Consider the following 15566-nt stretch of genomic DNA (forward strand, 5'->3'; position numbering starts at 1 on the left):
CACGAAAGATCTTTGCCATGGATAAGGCCTTTCGCGCCGGAGGAGTGAAGATGAGAGCATCTGCGATCGCCGGTGTCATGGCACTGACCGTGGGTCTGGCGCTGTCCGGTTGCGGCGCGGACACCAGGACCACCGAGGGCACCCCCAAAGCAGGTGCTTCGTCAGACTCCTCGCCGACCCGCGAATCCACCCCGCGGACAACGAAACCCAGAGTGGCACCGCGGGAGGAGGACGCCGCCGGCCCGCATGACACGATCGCCAGCTACATCGAGGAGAACGGGATTCAGGAAACCCCGGTCAAGCGCGGCGACCCGGGGTCACCGACCATCGACCTCCCCTTCCCCGACGGCTGGGAGGACGCCGGCGCGGACACGCCCGAATGGGCCTACAGCGCAATCGTCTACACCGGTCCGGAGGCCGCCGAGTACCCCCCGAGCATCGTCGCTCTGGTGTCGCGACTGGACGGCGACGTCGACCCGCAGACGATCCTCGATGTGGCCGGCGGAGAACTGCAGAACCTGCCCGGGTACGAGGGCTGGAACGAAGGGACGTTCAGCGCGTTGGGCGAGTTCCCGGCCTTTCAACTCGGCGGCACCTGGGTCCAGGACGGCCTGACCAAGGTCGTCGCCCAGAAGACGGTGGTGATCGAGGGCGGCGACGGGCTCTACGTACTGCAACTCAACGCGGATGGGACCGAGGACCAGGCCGATATCGTCAGCGCGGCAACCGATGCCATCGACGCCGAGACCGTGATCACGCCTTAGAGGGACCCGTGCCGGAACGGCCCCTTCCATTGCTGTGGGCGATACCGGCGCACCGCGGCCTTCGCGCGGGCGCCGGCATCGGTGTACGGCGAGACGGTGTAGCGGTAGCAGCCGTCCGACAGTCCCGGCGCCGGTGACGCGACCTCCTGCCAGTCGTTGCGCAGTCGTGGATGGTCTGCAGCGTAGGCCGGGTCGGTCAGGTAGATCTCCAGCCCGGCAATGACTTCGGTGCTTCGCCCCCGCCGGGAGCTGAGGTAGGAGCCGAAGCCGACGGCGGCGATCTCATGCCATCCGATGGTGTCGACGGTGCCGCCGTCGAACGGGTGGATACCGGCGGCGTCGATGGTCAGTCCCACGCCGCGCAACGTCTTGGGCACCCGCCAGACCACCCACAGGAACGGCACCGCCAGCACCACCACCGCCAGCCAGTGCACCACCAGGGCGATCCCCCGGTCCGATCCGACCAGCAGGTAGAACAGCGGGACCACCCAGAACACCGCCGTCATCGCCAGACAGAAGATCGCCATCGACGGGCTCCACTTGACCAGCACGATGCGCTCGGCGTCACTCACCGGGGCATTATCACCGGGCCGCCGCCATCGCGGCACCTTTCGATACCATTGGCACCGAAACCATGCCCGGGGACTGAAAGGCGATTATGCGCATCGCAATGACCGGCGGGACCGGCTATCTCGGCGCCCACACCGTCAAGGGACTACTGGAAGCCGGTCACGAGGTCCGTCTGCTGGTGGCCCCCGGGGAAGACGCGGTCATCCCCCACCTGCAGGCGTTGGGCGAGTTGACCGTGCTGGCCGGCGACATCCGCGACGCGGCCATCATCACCCGCCTGCTCGACGGTTGCGACGCCGTGATCCACGCCGCCGGGGTGGTCGGCACCGACCGGCGCCGGGAGGCCCTGATGTGGGAGATCAACGCCCACGCCACCGAGGCGATGTTGACCCGGGCCGCCGAGGCCGGGCTGGACCCGATCGTCTCGGTGAGTAGCTACAGCGCGCTGTTCCCGCCACCGGACGGCGTCATCACCGCGGACACCCCGCCCGCCCCGGGCCGCAGCCCGTACGCCCAGACCAAGGCCTACGCGGACCGGGCGGCACGCACCCTGCAGGCCCAGGGCGCGCCGGTGGTCGTGACGTACCCGTCCAGCGTCGTCGGCCCGGCGTTCCACACCGCCGCCGGCGTCACCGAACGCGGCTGGGCGCCGATCGTGGCCGGCGGCGCGGCACCCCGGATGCCCGGCGGCATGCAGATGGTCGACGTTCGCGACGTCGCCGAGGTGCACCGCCGGCTGATGCGGCCGGGCAACGGGCCGCGACGCTACGTCTGCGGTGGCGTGATGGTCTCCTTCAACGAGATGATCGACACGCTGGAACGCGGATCGGGTAAGCGCATCCGGCGAATCCCGCTCTCCCCCAAATTGTTCCGTGGCATCGGGTGGATCTCCGATGTCGCGGGCCGGGTTCTTCCGCTGGGCGACGGGATCAGCTACGAGGCGGCCATGCTGCTCACCGCGGCCACCCCGACCGATGATGCGGTCACCCTCACCGACCTGGGCATGGACAGCTGGCGTTCACCGCAGCAGGCCATCCTGGAGTCATTCAGGCGGTGAGCCACCCACGGCCGCGGTCAGCAGCGCTACCAGCCGGTCCCGCAGTTCCGGGGAATCGGCCTCGTCGGCCACCGTGTGGATCAGCAACGCCGAACCGGCCGCCATGGCCAGCGCCGCCCGGGCGTCCACTTCGGCACCGTAACCCTGCTCGGCGAACAACCCGATCGCCGGGCCGCTGAACCCGGCCCACAGCGATCGGCGCAGCGCCTCGTTCTCCTGTAGTGCCAGCAACAGGCCCGGTACCGCCGCGCGGACGTCGGGCCGGCCGAACAACTGATGGCTGCCCCGGACCACCCACTCGATCCAGCCGCTCAGATCGGTCCCGGAAAACGGTGACATATCCGGGGATTCACCGAGAATGGCGTGCAACACCAGTTCGGCCTTGGAGGACCAGCGGCGGTTCAGGCTGGACCGGCCCACCCCGGCCCGGGCCGCCACCAACCGCAGGCTGAGATCATCCCAGCCCACCTCGACCAGGAGTTCGCGCGTCACCGCGAGCACCCGCTCGTCGATCGAGGTGTCGCGCGGCCGACCGGTCATATCACCCGATTCAACACCAACGCCCAAACGAACAAACGGGCGGGAAACTGCCAGGACAGTCCCGCCCGTTCGTCAATCTCGGCGATCAGCTGTCGGCGATACCGTCGAGGCGCTTGGTGGCGGCCTCGAAGCCGGTGACCAGTTCGGCGATGATGTCGGCGACCGGCCGGATCTCGTTCATCCGGCCCACGATCTGGCCCACCGGCATCGCGACGGCGGTCGGATCGACGGACTGGTTCATCCGCTGGTGCGCCTCGCTGACCAGAATGTTCTGCAGCGGCATCGGCAGCGGCTCGGGGGCGCCCTCGGCATCCCAGGCGTCGGTCCACCGGCTCTTGAGCAGCCGCGCCGGCTTACCGGTGTAGATCTTGCGGCGCACGGTATCGGCGGAGGTGGCATCCAGCATGGCCTGCTGGATGGTGGACACCCCGGACGCCTGCCGCACACCGAGGTCGTACTCGGCCGAGGTCAGAAACGCCGAGCCCATCCACACGCCCTGCGCACCGAGTGCGAGCGCGGCGGCCACCTGGCGACCGGTGCCGATGCCGCCGGCGGCGAGCACCGGGGCCTTGCCGTCGAGGGCGTCGACGATCTCCGGCCACAGCACCACCGAGCCGATCTCACCGGTGTGCCCGCCGGCCTCGTGGCCCTGCGCGACAACGATGTCGACACCGTTCTCGACGTGGCGCAGCGCGTGTTTGGCGCTACCGGCCAGCGCGGCGACCGGGACGCCGGCGGCGTGCGCCTGGTCGATGACGTCCTTCGGCGGGGAACCCAGCGCGTTGGCGATCAGCTTGATCGGATGCTGCAACGCCACCTCGACATGGCTGCGGGCCACCGAGTGCAGCCAGCCCAGCACACCCTCGGACTTCTCGTCGTCCTCGGGCAGCGGCGGAACGCCCAGATCGGCAAGGGTTTTCGCGACGAAATCCCGGTGCGTCTGGGGAATCAGCTTGTCGATGTCGACGCTGGTGCCCTCGGTGGGCACCTTGGCGGGCATCACGATGTCGACGCCGTAGGGCTTGCCGTCGGTGTTGTTGTCCATCCACTGCAGGACGTTTTCCAGGTCGTCGGCGTCGTTGAACCGCACACAGCCGAGCACGCCGAGACCGCCGGCCTTACTGACCGCGGCGGCCACCTTCTCCGACGGGGTGAACACGAAGATCGGGTATTCGATCCCGAACCGTTCGCAGAGTTCGGTCTTCATCAGCTCTTTGCTCCTGCATGGTTGGCGTGCACGTCATCGGCGGCCCGCTCTTCGGTGGTGTCCTTGGCCCAGCGGTAATCGGGCTTGCCGGCGGGCGAGCGCTTCACCTCGTCGACCAGCCAGAGGCTGCGCGGCACCTTGTATCCGGCGATCTCGCTGCGGACATGGGCGTCCAACTCGGCCAGCGTCGGGCGGGTGCCCTCGCGGGCCTGGACGACGGCGGCGACATGCTGACCGAACCGCTCGTCGGGCACGCCGACCACCAGGGCGTCGAACACGTCGGGATGACCCTTGAGCGCGGCCTCGACCTCTTCGGGGTAGATCTTCTCGCCACCGGAGTTGATCGACACCGATCCGCGGCCCAGCATGGTCACGCTGCCGTCGGCCTCGACCTCGGCGTAGTCACCCGGAATCGCGTACCGCACACCGTTATAGGTGCGGAAGGTCTCGGCGGTCTTCTTCTCGTCCTTGAAGTACCCCACCGGGATGTGCCCGCACTTGGCGATGATGCCGCGCACGCCCGAACCGGGCACGACCTCGTTGCCGTCCTCGTCGAGGACCTTGGTGTTCTTGTCGATGGTGACTCGCGGGCCGCCGGTGTGCGACTGGCCCTTTGCCACGATGCTGGTGCCACCGAAGCCGGTCTCCGAGGAACCGATCGAGTCGGTGATGACGCGGTTGGGCAGCAGTTCGAGGAACTTCTCCTTGAGGCTGGTGGAGAACAGCGCCGCGGTGCTGGCGAGCAGGAACAGCGAGGACAGGTCGAACTCCTTGCCGACCTCCTGGTGGGCCAGCAGCGAGTCCAGCAGCGGTCGCGCCATCGCGTCACCGGTGAAGAACAGCAGGTTCACCTTGTGTCGGTGGATCAGCTGCCAGACCTCGTCGGCGTTGAATTCCGGTGTCAGCACGGTGGTCTGGCCGGAGAACAGCGCCATCCAGGTCGCCGACTGGGTGGCTCCGTGGATCATCGGCGGGATCGGCAACCGGACCATCGGCGCGTTTTCCTTGGCCTGCTTGGACAGGCCGTATTCGTCGGCGATGGGCTCGCCGGTCGCGAAGTCGGTGCCGCCGAACAGCACCCGGTAGATGTCCTCGTGGCGCCACATGACGCCCTTGGGGAACCCGGTGGTGCCACCGGTGTAGAGCAGGTAGATGTCGTCCTCGCTGCGCGGTCCGAAGTCGCGCTCCGGCGACCCCTGGGCCAGGGCCTCCTCGAACGGCACACCACCGTAGCGGGCGAAATCGTCGTCGCTGCCGTCCTCGATGGCCAGGACCGTCTTGACGTTCGGGGTCTCGGGCAGCACGTTGGCGACCCGGTCGGCGTAGCGCCGCTCGTGGATCAGCGCGACCATGTCGGAGTTGTCGAACAGGTACTTCAGTTCACCCTCGACATAGCGGAAGTTGATGTTGACCAGGATGGCGCCGGCCTTGATGATGCCGAGCATGCCGATCACGATCTCGATCCGGTTGCGGCAGTACAAACCGACCTTGTCGTCCTTCTTGACGCCCTGGTCGAGCAGGTAGTGAGCCAGCCGGTTGGCCTTCTCCTCCAACTGCGCATAGGTGATGGTTTCGTCGCCACAGATGAGGGCGACACGGTCAGGCACGGCGTCGATGGCGTGCTCGGCAAGGTCCGCAATATTCAGAGCCACGGAACCTAAACTAGAACGTGTTACATTTCGTGACAAGTCCGGGGTTCTAATGCATGGAGGCAGACGGTCTGTGAGCGAGGAAAAAGACACCGAGAAAGGGCCCGACGCCCTCATTGAGCAGCGCGGACACACCCTGATCCTGACGCTGAACCGGCCCGAGCGGCGCAACGCGCTGTCCAGCGAGATGCTCTCGATAATGGTCGAAGCCTGGGACCGTGTCGACAACGATCCGGAGATCCGCACCTGCATCCTCACCGGCGCCGGCGGCTACTTCTGTGCGGGCATGGACCTCAAGGGCGCGACCAAGAAACCGCCGGGCGATTCGTTCAAGGACGGCAGCTACGACCCTTCCCGCATCGACGGGCTGCTCAAGGGGCGGCGCCTGACCAAGCCGCTGATCGCGGCGGTCGAGGGGCCGGCCATCGCCGGCGGCACCGAGATCCTGCAGGGCACCGACATCCGGGTGGCCGGGGAGAGCGCCAAGTTCGGCATCTCCGAGGCCAAGTGGAGTCTGTACCCGATGGGCGGCTCGGCGGTGCGCCTGGTGCGCCAGATTCCGTACACCATCGCCTGCGACATGCTGCTGACCGGACGCCACATCACCGCCGCCCAGGCGCTCGAGTACGGGCTGATCGGGCATGTGGTGCCCGACGGCACCGCGCTGGACAAGGCGCTGGAGATCGCCGAGGTGATCAACAACAACGGTCCGCTCGCGGTGCAGGCCATCCTGAAGACCATCCGCGAGACCGAGGGCATGCACGAGAACGACGCGTTCAAGCCCGACACCGCCAACGGCATCCCGGTGTTCCTGTCCGATGACGCGAAGGAAGGCCCGCGGGCGTTCGCGGAGAAGCGGGCCCCGAACTTCCAGATGAAGTGATCGCTGGGGGTTATTTGGCGCGCGGGACGAACGCCTCGCCCTTCTCCCGGTCGAGATGCGTGACGGCCTTGTTCTTCAGGAAGAACAGGTACACCACCAGCGACAGCGCGATGCAGACCGTGACATAGCCGATGAACAGCGGCACCTGGTCGCGGGCCTTGAGTGCCTGGTAGATCAGCGGCGCGGTGCCACCGAACATCGAGTTCGCCATCGCGTACCCGACGCCCACCCCGAGCGCGCGCACGTGTGCCGGGAACAGCTCCGATTTCACCAGGGCATTGATCGAGGTGTAGCCGGTCAGGATGACGTAGCCGACCGCCACCAGCACGAACGACATCAGCGGCGTGTGGGTCTGCGGCAGATAGGTGATCAGCACGTAGGTGTACAGGACACCGCCGATGCCGAAGAACACCAGCAGCGGTTTGCGGCCCACCTTGTCGCTGATCATCCCGCCGATCGGTTGCAGCAGCATCAGGAAGATCAGCCCGATCAAGTTGATCCAGGTGGCCGTCATGGCCGCGTCCTTGTAGGTGGCCTTGACCATCGCCGGCGCGTTGACGCTGTAGGTGTAGAACGCGACGGTGCCGCCGAGGGTGATCAGGAAGCACAGCAGCAGCGGTCGCCAGTAGCGGGTGAGCAGTTCACGCATGGAGCCCGAGCTGGTGTCCTGCCCGGACTTGACCGCGGCCAGTTGCTCCTCCGACAGCGACTCGTCCATCGAGCGGCGCAGCCAGTACACCACCACTGCGGCCACACCGCCGATGGCGAACCCGATGCGCCAGCCGAATTCGCGTAGCTGCTCGTCGGTGAGGAAGACGTCGAGCACCAGCAGGGTGAATTGGGCGAGCACGTGCCCACCCACCAGCGTCACGTACTGGAAGGACGAGAAGAAACCGCGACGCTCCCGGGTCGCGGCCTCGGACATGTACGTGGCCGACGTCCCGTACTCCCCGCCGGTCGCGAAGCCCTGGACCAGGCGGGCGAGGATCAGGATGACGGGCGCGGCCACACCGATGGTGGCCTGCGAGGGAACCAGCGCGATCACCATCGAGCAGGCCGCCATCACCGACACGCTGAAGGTCAGCGCGGCGCGGCGACCCCGCCGGTCGGCGTAGCGGCCGAAGAACCACGAGCCCACCGGCCGCATCAGGAACGTGACGGCGAAGATCGCGTACACGTAGATCGTCGAGTTCTTCTCGGATTCGTCGAAGAACTGGCCCTCGAAGTACGACGCGAAGACCGTGTAGATGTAGACGTCGTACCACTCGACGAGGTTGCCGGAGGACCCCCGGATGGTGTTCCAGACGGCCCGGCGGGTCTGTGCCGCCGACGAGATCGGTGCCGACGTCGGCGGTGCTGAAGACATCGCCCCATTTTGGGGCATGCGTTGTTGCTAGCCCAAAACCCGAGGTGACGGGGTGAATACCACCGGCATGGCCTCCAGTCCGCTGACGAAGTTGGCCGGCCGCAGCGGCAGCATGCCCTCGTCGGCCAGCCGCAGGTCGGGCAGCCGCTGCAACACCTTGGTCAGCATGATCTTCAGCTCCAGGCGGGCCAGTTGGTTGCCCATGCAGAAGTGCGTACCGAAACCGAAGGCGAGGTGGTTGTTCGGATTGCGGTCGATGCGGAAGTTCTGCGGGTCGCCGAATACGTCCTCGTCGAAGTTCGCCGACTCGAACATCAACATGATCTTCTCGTCCTTGCGCAGCTGGGCGCCGTGGAACTCGGTGTCGGCGGTGAGCGTGCGGCACATGTTCTTCACCGGCGACGTCCAGCGCAACATCTCCTCGATGGCGCCGGGGAGCAACTCGACGTCGCCGACGAGCCGGGCCCACTGATCGCGGTGCCGCAGCAACTGCTCGGTGCCGCCGGACAGGGTGTGCCGGGTGGTCTCGTCGCCGCCGATGAGGATCAGCAGGGTCTCGAAAACGATCTCCTGATCGTCCATCCGCTGTCCCTCGACCTCGGAGTTGACCAGCACCGAGAACAGGTCGTCGGTCGGTTCCACCCGGCGCTTGGCGATCACATCCATGGTGAATGCGGTGTACGCGGCGAAGGTTTCCATCAGCTTCGCGACGGCGGCCTCGTCCAGATGCGAGGACAACCCGCACACCAGGTCGTCCGACCAGGTCAGCAGCATCTCGCGTTCCTCGGGTAGGACTCCGAGCATGTCGCCGATCACCGCCATCGGCAGCGGTGCGGCGATGTCGCGGACGAAGTCGGCCTCGCCCTTCTCGCACACCGCGTCGATCAGGGCGTCGCACAGGGTGCCGATCGATCCCAACTTGTCCATCACCCGCTTGCGGGTGAATCCGGCGTTGACGAGCTTGCGCCGCAACAGATGTGCCGGATCGTCCATGTCGATCATGTACGGCATGCCGGGCTGGTCGGGCCGGATGCCGCCGGCGCTGGAGAACAGTTCGGGGTTGCGTTCCGCGTCGAGCACCGCGGCGTGACTGGCGGCGGCGGCCTGTCCGTTGCGGTCCCGGAACACCGGTTCGTGGGCCCGCATCCACGCATAGGCCGACCGCGCGTTGCCGTCGGCGTAGAACCTGCCGTCGGCGAGATCCACATCGGGTTTGGTGTCGGGCAGAACCTGGGTCACCTGATCTCCTTGGCATCACCGAACGTCATCTCGACGTTCTCAGCGGAACTCGAGAACAACGCGCGTTTGGGCAATCCCAGCGCTGCGAGGTCGCGGCCGATCGCATGATCGCCAAGCCGCATGGTCACCCCGCCCGGCCGGTACCGCACTCCCGAGAGCGTCATCTCCCCGGCGGTCTCGCGGGTGACACCGTCCAGATGCGAATACGTCGGGTGGACCTGCGGTTTGGACGTCATCGCCGACGGGGTCGGCAAACCCTTGCCGAACTCCATGCTCACCGCATGCCGGCCGTCGATGGCGACATCGAAACCGAAGCTCTGGCCGTCGCGAACGGTGAAGTCCGCCAAGACTTTCGGGTAACCCCAGATCTTGCGGCCGGCCTCCATGGTGAACTCGCCGTCGACCGGAAGGTGATGGATGAAGGCCGCGGCGTCGCGCAGCGCGCGCAGGCCCGACGCGGTGGATCCGGGTGGGTTCACCATGACGTTGGTGCCGTACTCCAGGTACGGGCCGAGGTCGCCGTCGATGTAGTGCATCAGCATCAGGATCACGACGGCACGACGCGGCCGGTACCGGCAGACCTGCAGCCCGCTGTAGTCGATCATCCGCTGCGCGGCGTCGGCGTCCACCGAGAACATGGCCATGTGCTGCCTGGCCCGCCGGATCTGCACGGGCATGGTCACGGTCTGGCCCGCGATCGCGTACTGAGTTGTGGCGTCGGTCACGCCGCCCAATCTAGGACTCGCGGTAGACACCTGGCAAGGAAGTGTCTACTCGCGGCGTCAGACCAGCGCGGCGAGGTCCTTGATCTGCTGGGCCGACCGTGCGCCCACCACCATCATGGTCACCCCCGAGGCCTCCCAGGCCTTGATCTGTTCCTTGACGTAGTCCAGGTTGCCCACGATCGCCGAGTCGTCGACCAGCTCGTCGGGAATCACCTTCGCCGCTTCGTCTTTTCGGTCGCTGCGGAACAATTTGGTGACGTCGTCGACCACCTCGCCGTAGCCCATCCGGCGGTACACGTCGGCATGGAAGTTGGTGTCCTCGGCGCCCATGCCACCCATGTAGAGAGCCAGGTGCGGCTTCATCAGCTCCATGATCGCCGGCCGGTCGTCGGTCACCACGACCTGCGCGGTCGCACAGATCTCGAACGTCTCGCGGGTGCGGCGCGCGCCGGGGCGGGCGAAACCCTCGTCCAGCCATTCGTTGTACATGCCCGCGATCCGCGGGGAGTAGAAGATCGGCAGCCAGCCATCACAGATCTCGGCGGCCAGCGCGACGTTCTTCGGCCCCTCGGCGCCCAGCATCACCGGGATGTCGGCGCGCAACGGGTGGGTGATCGGCTTGAGGTTCTTGCCCAGCCCGGTGGTGCCCTCCCCGGTCAGCGGCAGCCGGTAGTGCGGGCCGTCGCTGCGCACCGGGGCCTGACGGGCCCACACCTGGCGCAGGATGTCGATGTACTCGCGGGTGCGCGCCAGCGGCTTGGGGAACTTCGCCCCGTACCAGCCCTCCACCACCTGCGGTCCGGACACCCCGAGACCCAGGATGTGCCGGCCCCCGGAGAGGTGATCGAGTGTCAGGGCCGCCATCGCGCACGCGGTGGGGGTGCGCGCGGAGAGCTGGACCACCGACGTGCCCAGACGCAGCCGCGTGGTCTCGCGGCCCCACCAGGCCAGCGGCGTGTAGGCGTCCGAGCCCCAGGCCTCGGCGGTGAACACGGTGTCGAAACCCTCGGCCTCGGCCGTGGCGACGAGTTCGGCGTGGTCCGTCGGAGGCTTGGCACCCCAGTATCCGAGCTGCAAACCCAGTTTCATTCAGACCCGTCCTTCCGGGCCGACCGACCCGCTCCTTGAAACCATTCTTAGAACCTGTTCTACTCGATGCTGTGACCACAGGCCAAAGCAGCCCGGTGCAGATCGATGAGCATGAGCAGCCCCTCTCGGCGCCGCTGAAGCTCGCTTTCGACTACACCCGTTCAGTCGGACCGCTCCTGTCCCAGTTCTTCACCGCCCTGCGCGAGCGACGCATCGTCGGCGTGCGCGGTTCAGATGGCCGGGTGCACGTACCCCCCGCAGAGTATGACCCCGTCACCTACCAGGCGTTGACCGAGGTGGTGCCGGTCAGCGCCGTCGGCACCGTGCAGTCCTGGACGTGGCAGTCGACCCCGCTGCCGGGCCAACCGCTCGACCAGCCGTTCGCCTGGGCGCTGATCCTGCTCGACGGCGCGGACACCCCGATGCTGCACGCCGTCAAGGCCGATGCGGCCGCCGAGATCAACACCGGCGACCGGGTGCACGCGCACTGGGTCGACGAACCGGTCGGCGCGATCACCGATATCGCCTACTTCCTCCCCGGTGACAGCGAAGAGCCGGTGGAGGCGTCCGCCGGTCCCGATGACCGGGATCCGGTCACGGTGCAGGTGACGCCGAGCTTCATCGAGATCCAGCACACCGCGTCGCTGCCCGAGACCACGTTCCTCAAGGCCCTGCAGGAGGGCAAGCTGATGGGCGGCCGGACCGGCAAGAGCCGGGACGGGCAGCCCGGGAAGGTGTACTTCCCGCCCAAGGAGGCCGATCCGGCGACCGGCCTGGCGCTCGACGAGTTCATCGAACTCACCGACAAGGGCACCGTCACCACTTTCGCGGTGATCAACATCCCGTTCCCCGGGCAGCGGATCAAGCCGCCCTACGTGGCGGCCTACGTGCTGCTCGACGGCGCCGACATCCCGTTCCTGCACCTGGTCACCGAGATCGAGGCGGCGGATGTGCGGATGGGGATGCGGGTGCAGGCGGTGTGGAAGCCGCGCGAAGAGTGGGGTCTGGGTATCGACAACATCGACTACTTCAAGCCCACCGACGAACCCGATGCCGACTACGACTCCTACAAGCACCACCTGTAAAGGGCCCGCACCGAAATGACTGATATCGCAGTGGTGGGCTTCGCGCATGCGCCCCACGTCCGTCGTACCGACGGGACCACCAACGGCGTCGAGATGCTGATGCCGTGTTTCCACAAGCTCTACGAAGAGCTCGGCATCAAGCAGACCGATATCGGATTCTGGTGCTCGGGGTCCTCGGATTACCTTGCTGGACGGGCGTTCTCGTTCATCTCGGCGATCGACTCGATCGGCGCGATTCCGCCGATCAACGAGAGCCACGTGGAGATGGACGCGGCGTGGGCCTTGTACGAGGCCTACATCAAGCTGCTGACCGGCCAGGTCGAGACCGCGCTGGTCTACGGGTTCGGCAAGTCCTCGGCGGGCATCCTGCGCCGGGTGCTCGCGCTGCAGACCGACCCGTACACGGTGGCTCCGCTGTGGCCGGATTCGGTGTCGATGGCGGGGTTGCAGGCCCGCGCCGGCCTGGACGCCGGTAAGTGGACCGCCGAGCAGATGGCCCAGGTCGCGCTGGATTCCTACGCTGCGGGCGGCCGCACCGACCGGGTGGAGGTCACCGGAAGTATCGAAGACCTGCTGTCCCAACCGTTCTTCGCCGACCCGCTGCGGCGCCATGACATCGCACCGATCACCGACGGCGCCTCCGCGATCGTGCTGGCCGCCGGGGACAAGGCCCGGGAGATGCGCGAAAACCCGGCCTGGATAACGGGAATCGAGCATCGCATCGAGACGCCGATCCTGGGTGCGCGCGACCTGACCACCTCACCATCAACAGCAGCGTCCGCGGCTGCCGCCACCAATGGGGACACCGGCTCCATCGACGTCGCCGAGGTCTACGCGCCGTTCACCCACCAGCAGTTGATCCTCGCCGAGGCGATCGGGCTGCCGTCGTCGACGAAGATCAACCCGTCCGGTGGCGCGCTCGCCGCGAACCCGATGTTCTCGGCCGGGCTGGAGCGTATCGGCTTCGCCGCACAGCACATCTTCGACGGTTCGGCGCAGCGCGTGCTCGCGCACGCCACAAGCGGCCCTGCGCTGCAACAGAACATCGTCGCCGTCCTGGAAGGGAAATAACCTGATGGCGGGATCACCCAAGAAGTTGGCAGCGGTACTGGGCACCGGGCAGACGAAGTACGTCGCCAAGCGCCACGACGTGTCGATGAACGGCCTTGTTCGCGAGGCCATAGATAGAGCGCTCCGGGACTCGAATTCCACCATGGACGACATCGACGCCGTGGTGGTCGGCAAGGCGCCCGATTTCTTCGAGGGCGTGATGATGCCCGAATTGTTCATGGCCGACGCGACCGGCGCCACCAACAAGCCGTTGATCCGCGTGCACACCGCCGGATCGGTGGGTGGCTCGACCGCGATCGTCGCGGCCAGCCTGGTGCAGTCCGGTAAGTACAAGCGCGTGCTGACCATGGCCTGGGAGAAGCAGTCGGAATCGAATGCCATGTGGGCGTTGAGCATTCCGGTTCCGTTCACCAAGCCGGTCGGCGCGGGCGCGGGCGGGTACTTCGCCCCGCACGTGCGCGCGTACATCCGCCGCTCCGGCGCCCCGAACCACATCGGCGCGCTGGTCGCGGTCAAGGATCGGCTCAATGGCGCCAAGAACCCGTTGGCGCATCTGCACCAGCCCGACATCACCCTGGAAAAGGTGATGGCCTCGCCGATGTTGTGGGACCCGATCCGCTACGACGAGACCTGCCCCTCCTCCGACGGTGCGGCGGCCATGGTGATCGGCGACGAGCAAGCTGCCGAAGCCCACCTCGCCGCCGGCCATCCGGTGGCCTGGATCCACGCAACGGCGCTGCGCACCGAACCGCTGGCCTACGCCGGGCGCGACCAGGTGAACCCGCAGGCCAGCCGCGATGCTGCCGCCGCACTGTGGCGTGATGCGGGAATCACCTCCCCCATCGACGAGATCGACGCCGCCGAGGTGTACGTCCCGTTCTCCTGGTACGAGCCGATGTGGTTGGAGAGCCTGGGCTTTGCTCCCGAGGGCGAGGGCTGGAAGCTCACCGAGGCCGGTGAGACCGCGATCGGCGGGCGTATCCCGTTCAACGCCTCCGGTGGGGTGTTGTCCTCGAATCCGATCGGCGCCTCCGGCATGATCCGGTTCGCCGAATCCGCGATCCAGGTGATGGGCAAGGCCGGCGACCATCAGGTGCCCGGCGCCCGCAAGGCGCTCGGCCACGCCTACGGCGGCGGTGCCCAGTACTTCTCCATGTGGGTGGTCGGGGCGGACAAACCGGCGCGCTAGTCACCGGCCGCGTCGTGCAGCGCGCATGACGCCACGAAGCACATCGGCGGTGCCCCTCGAACTCAGGGGCACCGCCGAACTGCCAACTGGAGAGATGTTCCCGTCCGAGAGGGCTCGGCCACTCACGCCGGTATCGCCCCCACGCCGCCGACGATGACGGTCGAGATCTGTCGACGGTTGAACTTCGTTGGTGATCAGTTACTTTCATCGGCTAACGCTGCTCAGTTTCATCGAGTACCTCTACCTTCTGCAGACATGCAGTGACCCGGCACCCGCTCCGCCCGACCTGTCAGCACGGCCGGCCGGCGCCTCTACCGGGGCCCAATGTTCTCGGGCCCCACCGTGATGACCACCACACACCGGTCGATGTCCGCCGGTCGCGTACGGTGGGAGGCAATCCCACCCCCCGAAACGAACGCATGGATTTGTCTCGCTCACAGTTGCCCGCACGCCCGTTACGCGCTTTCGCCGCCGCCGCCCTGCTCGTGATGGGGGCAAGTGCCTGTACGCCCGTCGAACAGGACGGCGCCACCACGACGCCACCGACACTGCCCGCCTTCACCACGACGACCCCCAGTTCGGCGACACCGAGCCCGGCCGCAGCACCCGGCGACTACAGCGATCTCCTGCTGACCGCAGCCGACCTCACCAATGCCGACGACACCTTCGTCGAGCGGAACCGCAAAGGCGCACCCGACGGCCACCCCGGCGCGACCGCATTCTTCGTCAACGAACCGGACACCCGGGCAATCAGCAACACGGTGCTGATCTATCCCGATGAAACCACCGCTACGGCCGCGCTGCAGCAGGCGACCAGCACCACCAAGGTCACCGGTGAACCACAGCTGGTCGGGGTCGGCCAGGACGGAATCGTCATAAGGGGTAGCCGCCCCGATGAGGGCAAGGCGGTGACGCTGCTGCTGTTCACCGAGGGCCCGGCACTGGTCCGGCTGGAGTTCCAGAGCGCCGACGGCGACGTCACGACCGACGAGTTCGTCACCGCTATCGGCAAGATGCAGCAGATCGCCCTGCGCGTGGGTCTCCCGACGCAGCGCGGCACCGGCTAGCGCAGGCCAGCACGCCCGTCGACCGGGCCCGCGCAGCACCGACGATCACCCATCCGGTGAGGTCC

At 67.1% G+C, this 15566-nt stretch carries 15 protein-coding genes; 7 read left to right on the forward strand and 8 right to left on the reverse strand.

Annotated features, from left to right (window positions below; all coding sequences use genetic code 11):
* The first annotated feature begins 50 nt into the window (after nt 1-50).
* Nucleotides 51-764 carry an envelope biogenesis lipoprotein LpqN gene (gene lpqN, locus K0O62_RS25285; RefSeq protein WP_073856921.1) on the forward strand — a complete coding sequence of 238 codons (714 nt, stop codon included), beginning with the start codon at nt 51-53 and terminating at the stop codon, nt 762-764.
* Here the strand turns inward: lpqN and K0O62_RS25290 are convergent.
* Nucleotides 761-1336: a hypothetical protein gene (locus K0O62_RS25290; protein ID WP_234800109.1), complete on the reverse strand. Its 576-nt coding sequence runs from the start codon at nt 1334-1336 to the stop codon at nt 761-763. The genes lpqN and K0O62_RS25290 overlap by 4 nt on opposite strands.
* An 86-nt stretch (nt 1337-1422) precedes the next feature.
* Here K0O62_RS25290 and K0O62_RS25295 point away from each other — a divergent pair, with 86 nt between their 5' ends.
* The gene (locus K0O62_RS25295) at nt 1423-2391 is read left to right on the forward strand and encodes an NAD-dependent epimerase/dehydratase family protein (RefSeq protein ID WP_073856691.1); all 969 of its coding nucleotides are present in this window, start codon (nt 1423-1425) and stop codon (nt 2389-2391) included.
* Here the strand turns inward: K0O62_RS25295 and K0O62_RS25300 are convergent.
* The 3 genes from K0O62_RS25300 to K0O62_RS25310 all read right to left on the reverse strand — a co-directional run bounded on the left by K0O62_RS25300 (nt 2377) and on the right by K0O62_RS25310 (nt 5790).
* The gene (locus K0O62_RS25300; protein ID WP_073856692.1) at nt 2377-2931 is read right to left on the reverse strand and encodes a TetR/AcrR family transcriptional regulator; all 555 of its coding nucleotides are present in this window, start codon (nt 2929-2931) and stop codon (nt 2377-2379) included. The genes K0O62_RS25295 and K0O62_RS25300 overlap by 15 nt on opposite strands.
* A gap of 85 nt (nt 2932-3016) precedes the next feature.
* Nucleotides 3017-4138 (reverse strand): NAD(P)H-dependent flavin oxidoreductase, encoded by a 1122-nt coding sequence (locus K0O62_RS25305; protein WP_073856693.1) that lies wholly within the window; start codon nt 4136-4138, stop codon nt 3017-3019.
* Nucleotides 4138-5790: a medium/long-chain-fatty-acid--CoA/3-oxocholest-4-en-26-oate--CoA ligase gene (locus tag K0O62_RS25310; RefSeq protein ID WP_073856694.1), complete on the reverse strand. Its 1653-nt coding sequence runs from the start codon at nt 5788-5790 to the stop codon at nt 4138-4140. Before K0O62_RS25310 ends, K0O62_RS25305 begins: the two co-directional genes overlap by 1 nt.
* A gap of 70 nt (nt 5791-5860) precedes the next feature.
* Here K0O62_RS25310 and K0O62_RS25315 point away from each other — a divergent pair, with 70 nt between their 5' ends.
* Nucleotides 5861-6670, forward strand: a complete 810-nt coding sequence (locus tag K0O62_RS25315) for a crotonase/enoyl-CoA hydratase family protein (protein WP_372512853.1) — start codon at nt 5861-5863, stop codon at nt 6668-6670.
* A 10-nt stretch (nt 6671-6680) separates the two neighbouring features.
* Here K0O62_RS25315 and K0O62_RS25320 read toward each other — a convergent pair whose 3' ends face one another.
* From K0O62_RS25320 to K0O62_RS25335, 4 genes are all read right to left on the reverse strand, one after another.
* Nucleotides 6681-8036: an MFS transporter gene (locus K0O62_RS25320; RefSeq protein ID WP_073856696.1), complete on the reverse strand. Its 1356-nt coding sequence runs from the start codon at nt 8034-8036 to the stop codon at nt 6681-6683.
* Between the two features lie 27 nt (nt 8037-8063).
* Nucleotides 8064-9275 carry a cytochrome P450 gene (locus K0O62_RS25325; RefSeq protein WP_073856697.1) on the reverse strand — a complete coding sequence of 404 codons (1212 nt, stop codon included), beginning with the start codon at nt 9273-9275 and terminating at the stop codon, nt 8064-8066.
* Nucleotides 9272-9952, reverse strand: a complete 681-nt coding sequence (locus K0O62_RS25330; RefSeq protein WP_073856923.1) for an acetoacetate decarboxylase family protein — start codon at nt 9950-9952, stop codon at nt 9272-9274. The genes K0O62_RS25325 and K0O62_RS25330 overlap by 4 nt, the downstream gene beginning before the upstream one ends.
* A 105-nt stretch (nt 9953-10057) precedes the next feature.
* Nucleotides 10058-11089 carry an LLM class F420-dependent oxidoreductase gene (locus K0O62_RS25335; RefSeq protein ID WP_073856698.1) on the reverse strand — a complete coding sequence of 344 codons (1032 nt, stop codon included), beginning with the start codon at nt 11087-11089 and terminating at the stop codon, nt 10058-10060.
* A gap of 71 nt (nt 11090-11160) precedes the next feature.
* Between K0O62_RS25335 and K0O62_RS25340 the strand changes: the two genes are divergently transcribed.
* From K0O62_RS25340 to K0O62_RS25355, 4 genes are all read left to right on the forward strand, one after another.
* Nucleotides 11161-12174, forward strand: coding sequence for a Zn-ribbon domain-containing OB-fold protein (locus tag K0O62_RS25340; protein WP_073856699.1), 1014 nt, complete (start codon nt 11161-11163; stop codon nt 12172-12174).
* Between the two features lie 15 nt (nt 12175-12189).
* A complete protein-coding gene (locus tag K0O62_RS25345; RefSeq protein ID WP_073856700.1) occupies nt 12190-13245 on the forward strand; it encodes a thiolase family protein in 1056 nt (351 codons plus the stop codon).
* A gap of 4 nt (nt 13246-13249) precedes the next feature.
* Nucleotides 13250-14434, forward strand: coding sequence for a thiolase family protein (locus tag K0O62_RS25350; protein ID WP_073856701.1), 1185 nt, complete (start codon nt 13250-13252; stop codon nt 14432-14434).
* A gap of 419 nt (nt 14435-14853) precedes the next feature.
* Nucleotides 14854-15501: a hypothetical protein gene (locus tag K0O62_RS25355; protein ID WP_073856702.1), complete on the forward strand. Its 648-nt coding sequence runs from the start codon at nt 14854-14856 to the stop codon at nt 15499-15501.
* Nucleotides 15502-15566 lie beyond the last annotated feature (65 nt).

Source organism: Mycolicibacterium diernhoferi, assembly GCF_019456655.1.
GTDB lineage: Bacteria > Actinomycetota > Actinomycetes > Mycobacteriales > Mycobacteriaceae > Mycobacterium > Mycobacterium diernhoferi.

What these genes read in the sequence shown, in the direction of transcription:
- K0O62_RS25345 (WP_073856700.1), top strand. Translation starts at nt 12,190, where the DNA reads ATGACTGATATCGCAGTGGTGGGCTTCGCGCATGCGCCCCACGTCCGT.
- K0O62_RS25295 (WP_073856691.1), top strand. Translation starts at nt 1,423, where the DNA reads ATGCGCATCGCAATGACCGGCGGGACCGGCTATCTCGGCGCCCACACC.
- K0O62_RS25330 (WP_073856923.1), bottom strand. Translation starts at nt 9,952, where the DNA reads ATGCCCGTGCAGATCCGGCGGGCCAGGCAGCACATGGCCATGTTCTCG.
- K0O62_RS25320 (WP_073856696.1), bottom strand. Translation starts at nt 8,036, where the DNA reads ATGTCTTCAGCACCGCCGACGTCGGCACCGATCTCGTCGGCGGCACAG.
- K0O62_RS25350 (WP_073856701.1), top strand. Translation starts at nt 13,250, where the DNA reads ATGGCGGGATCACCCAAGAAGTTGGCAGCGGTACTGGGCACCGGGCAG.
- K0O62_RS25335 (WP_073856698.1), bottom strand. Translation starts at nt 11,089, where the DNA reads ATGAAACTGGGTTTGCAGCTCGGATACTGGGGTGCCAAGCCTCCGACG.
- K0O62_RS25355 (WP_073856702.1), top strand. Translation starts at nt 14,854, where the DNA reads ATGGATTTGTCTCGCTCACAGTTGCCCGCACGCCCGTTACGCGCTTTC.
- lpqN (WP_073856921.1), top strand. Translation starts at nt 51, where the DNA reads ATGAGAGCATCTGCGATCGCCGGTGTCATGGCACTGACCGTGGGTCTG.
- K0O62_RS25300 (WP_073856692.1), bottom strand. Translation starts at nt 2,931, where the DNA reads ATGACCGGTCGGCCGCGCGACACCTCGATCGACGAGCGGGTGCTCGCG.
- K0O62_RS25305 (WP_073856693.1), bottom strand. Translation starts at nt 4,138, where the DNA reads ATGAAGACCGAACTCTGCGAACGGTTCGGGATCGAATACCCGATCTTC.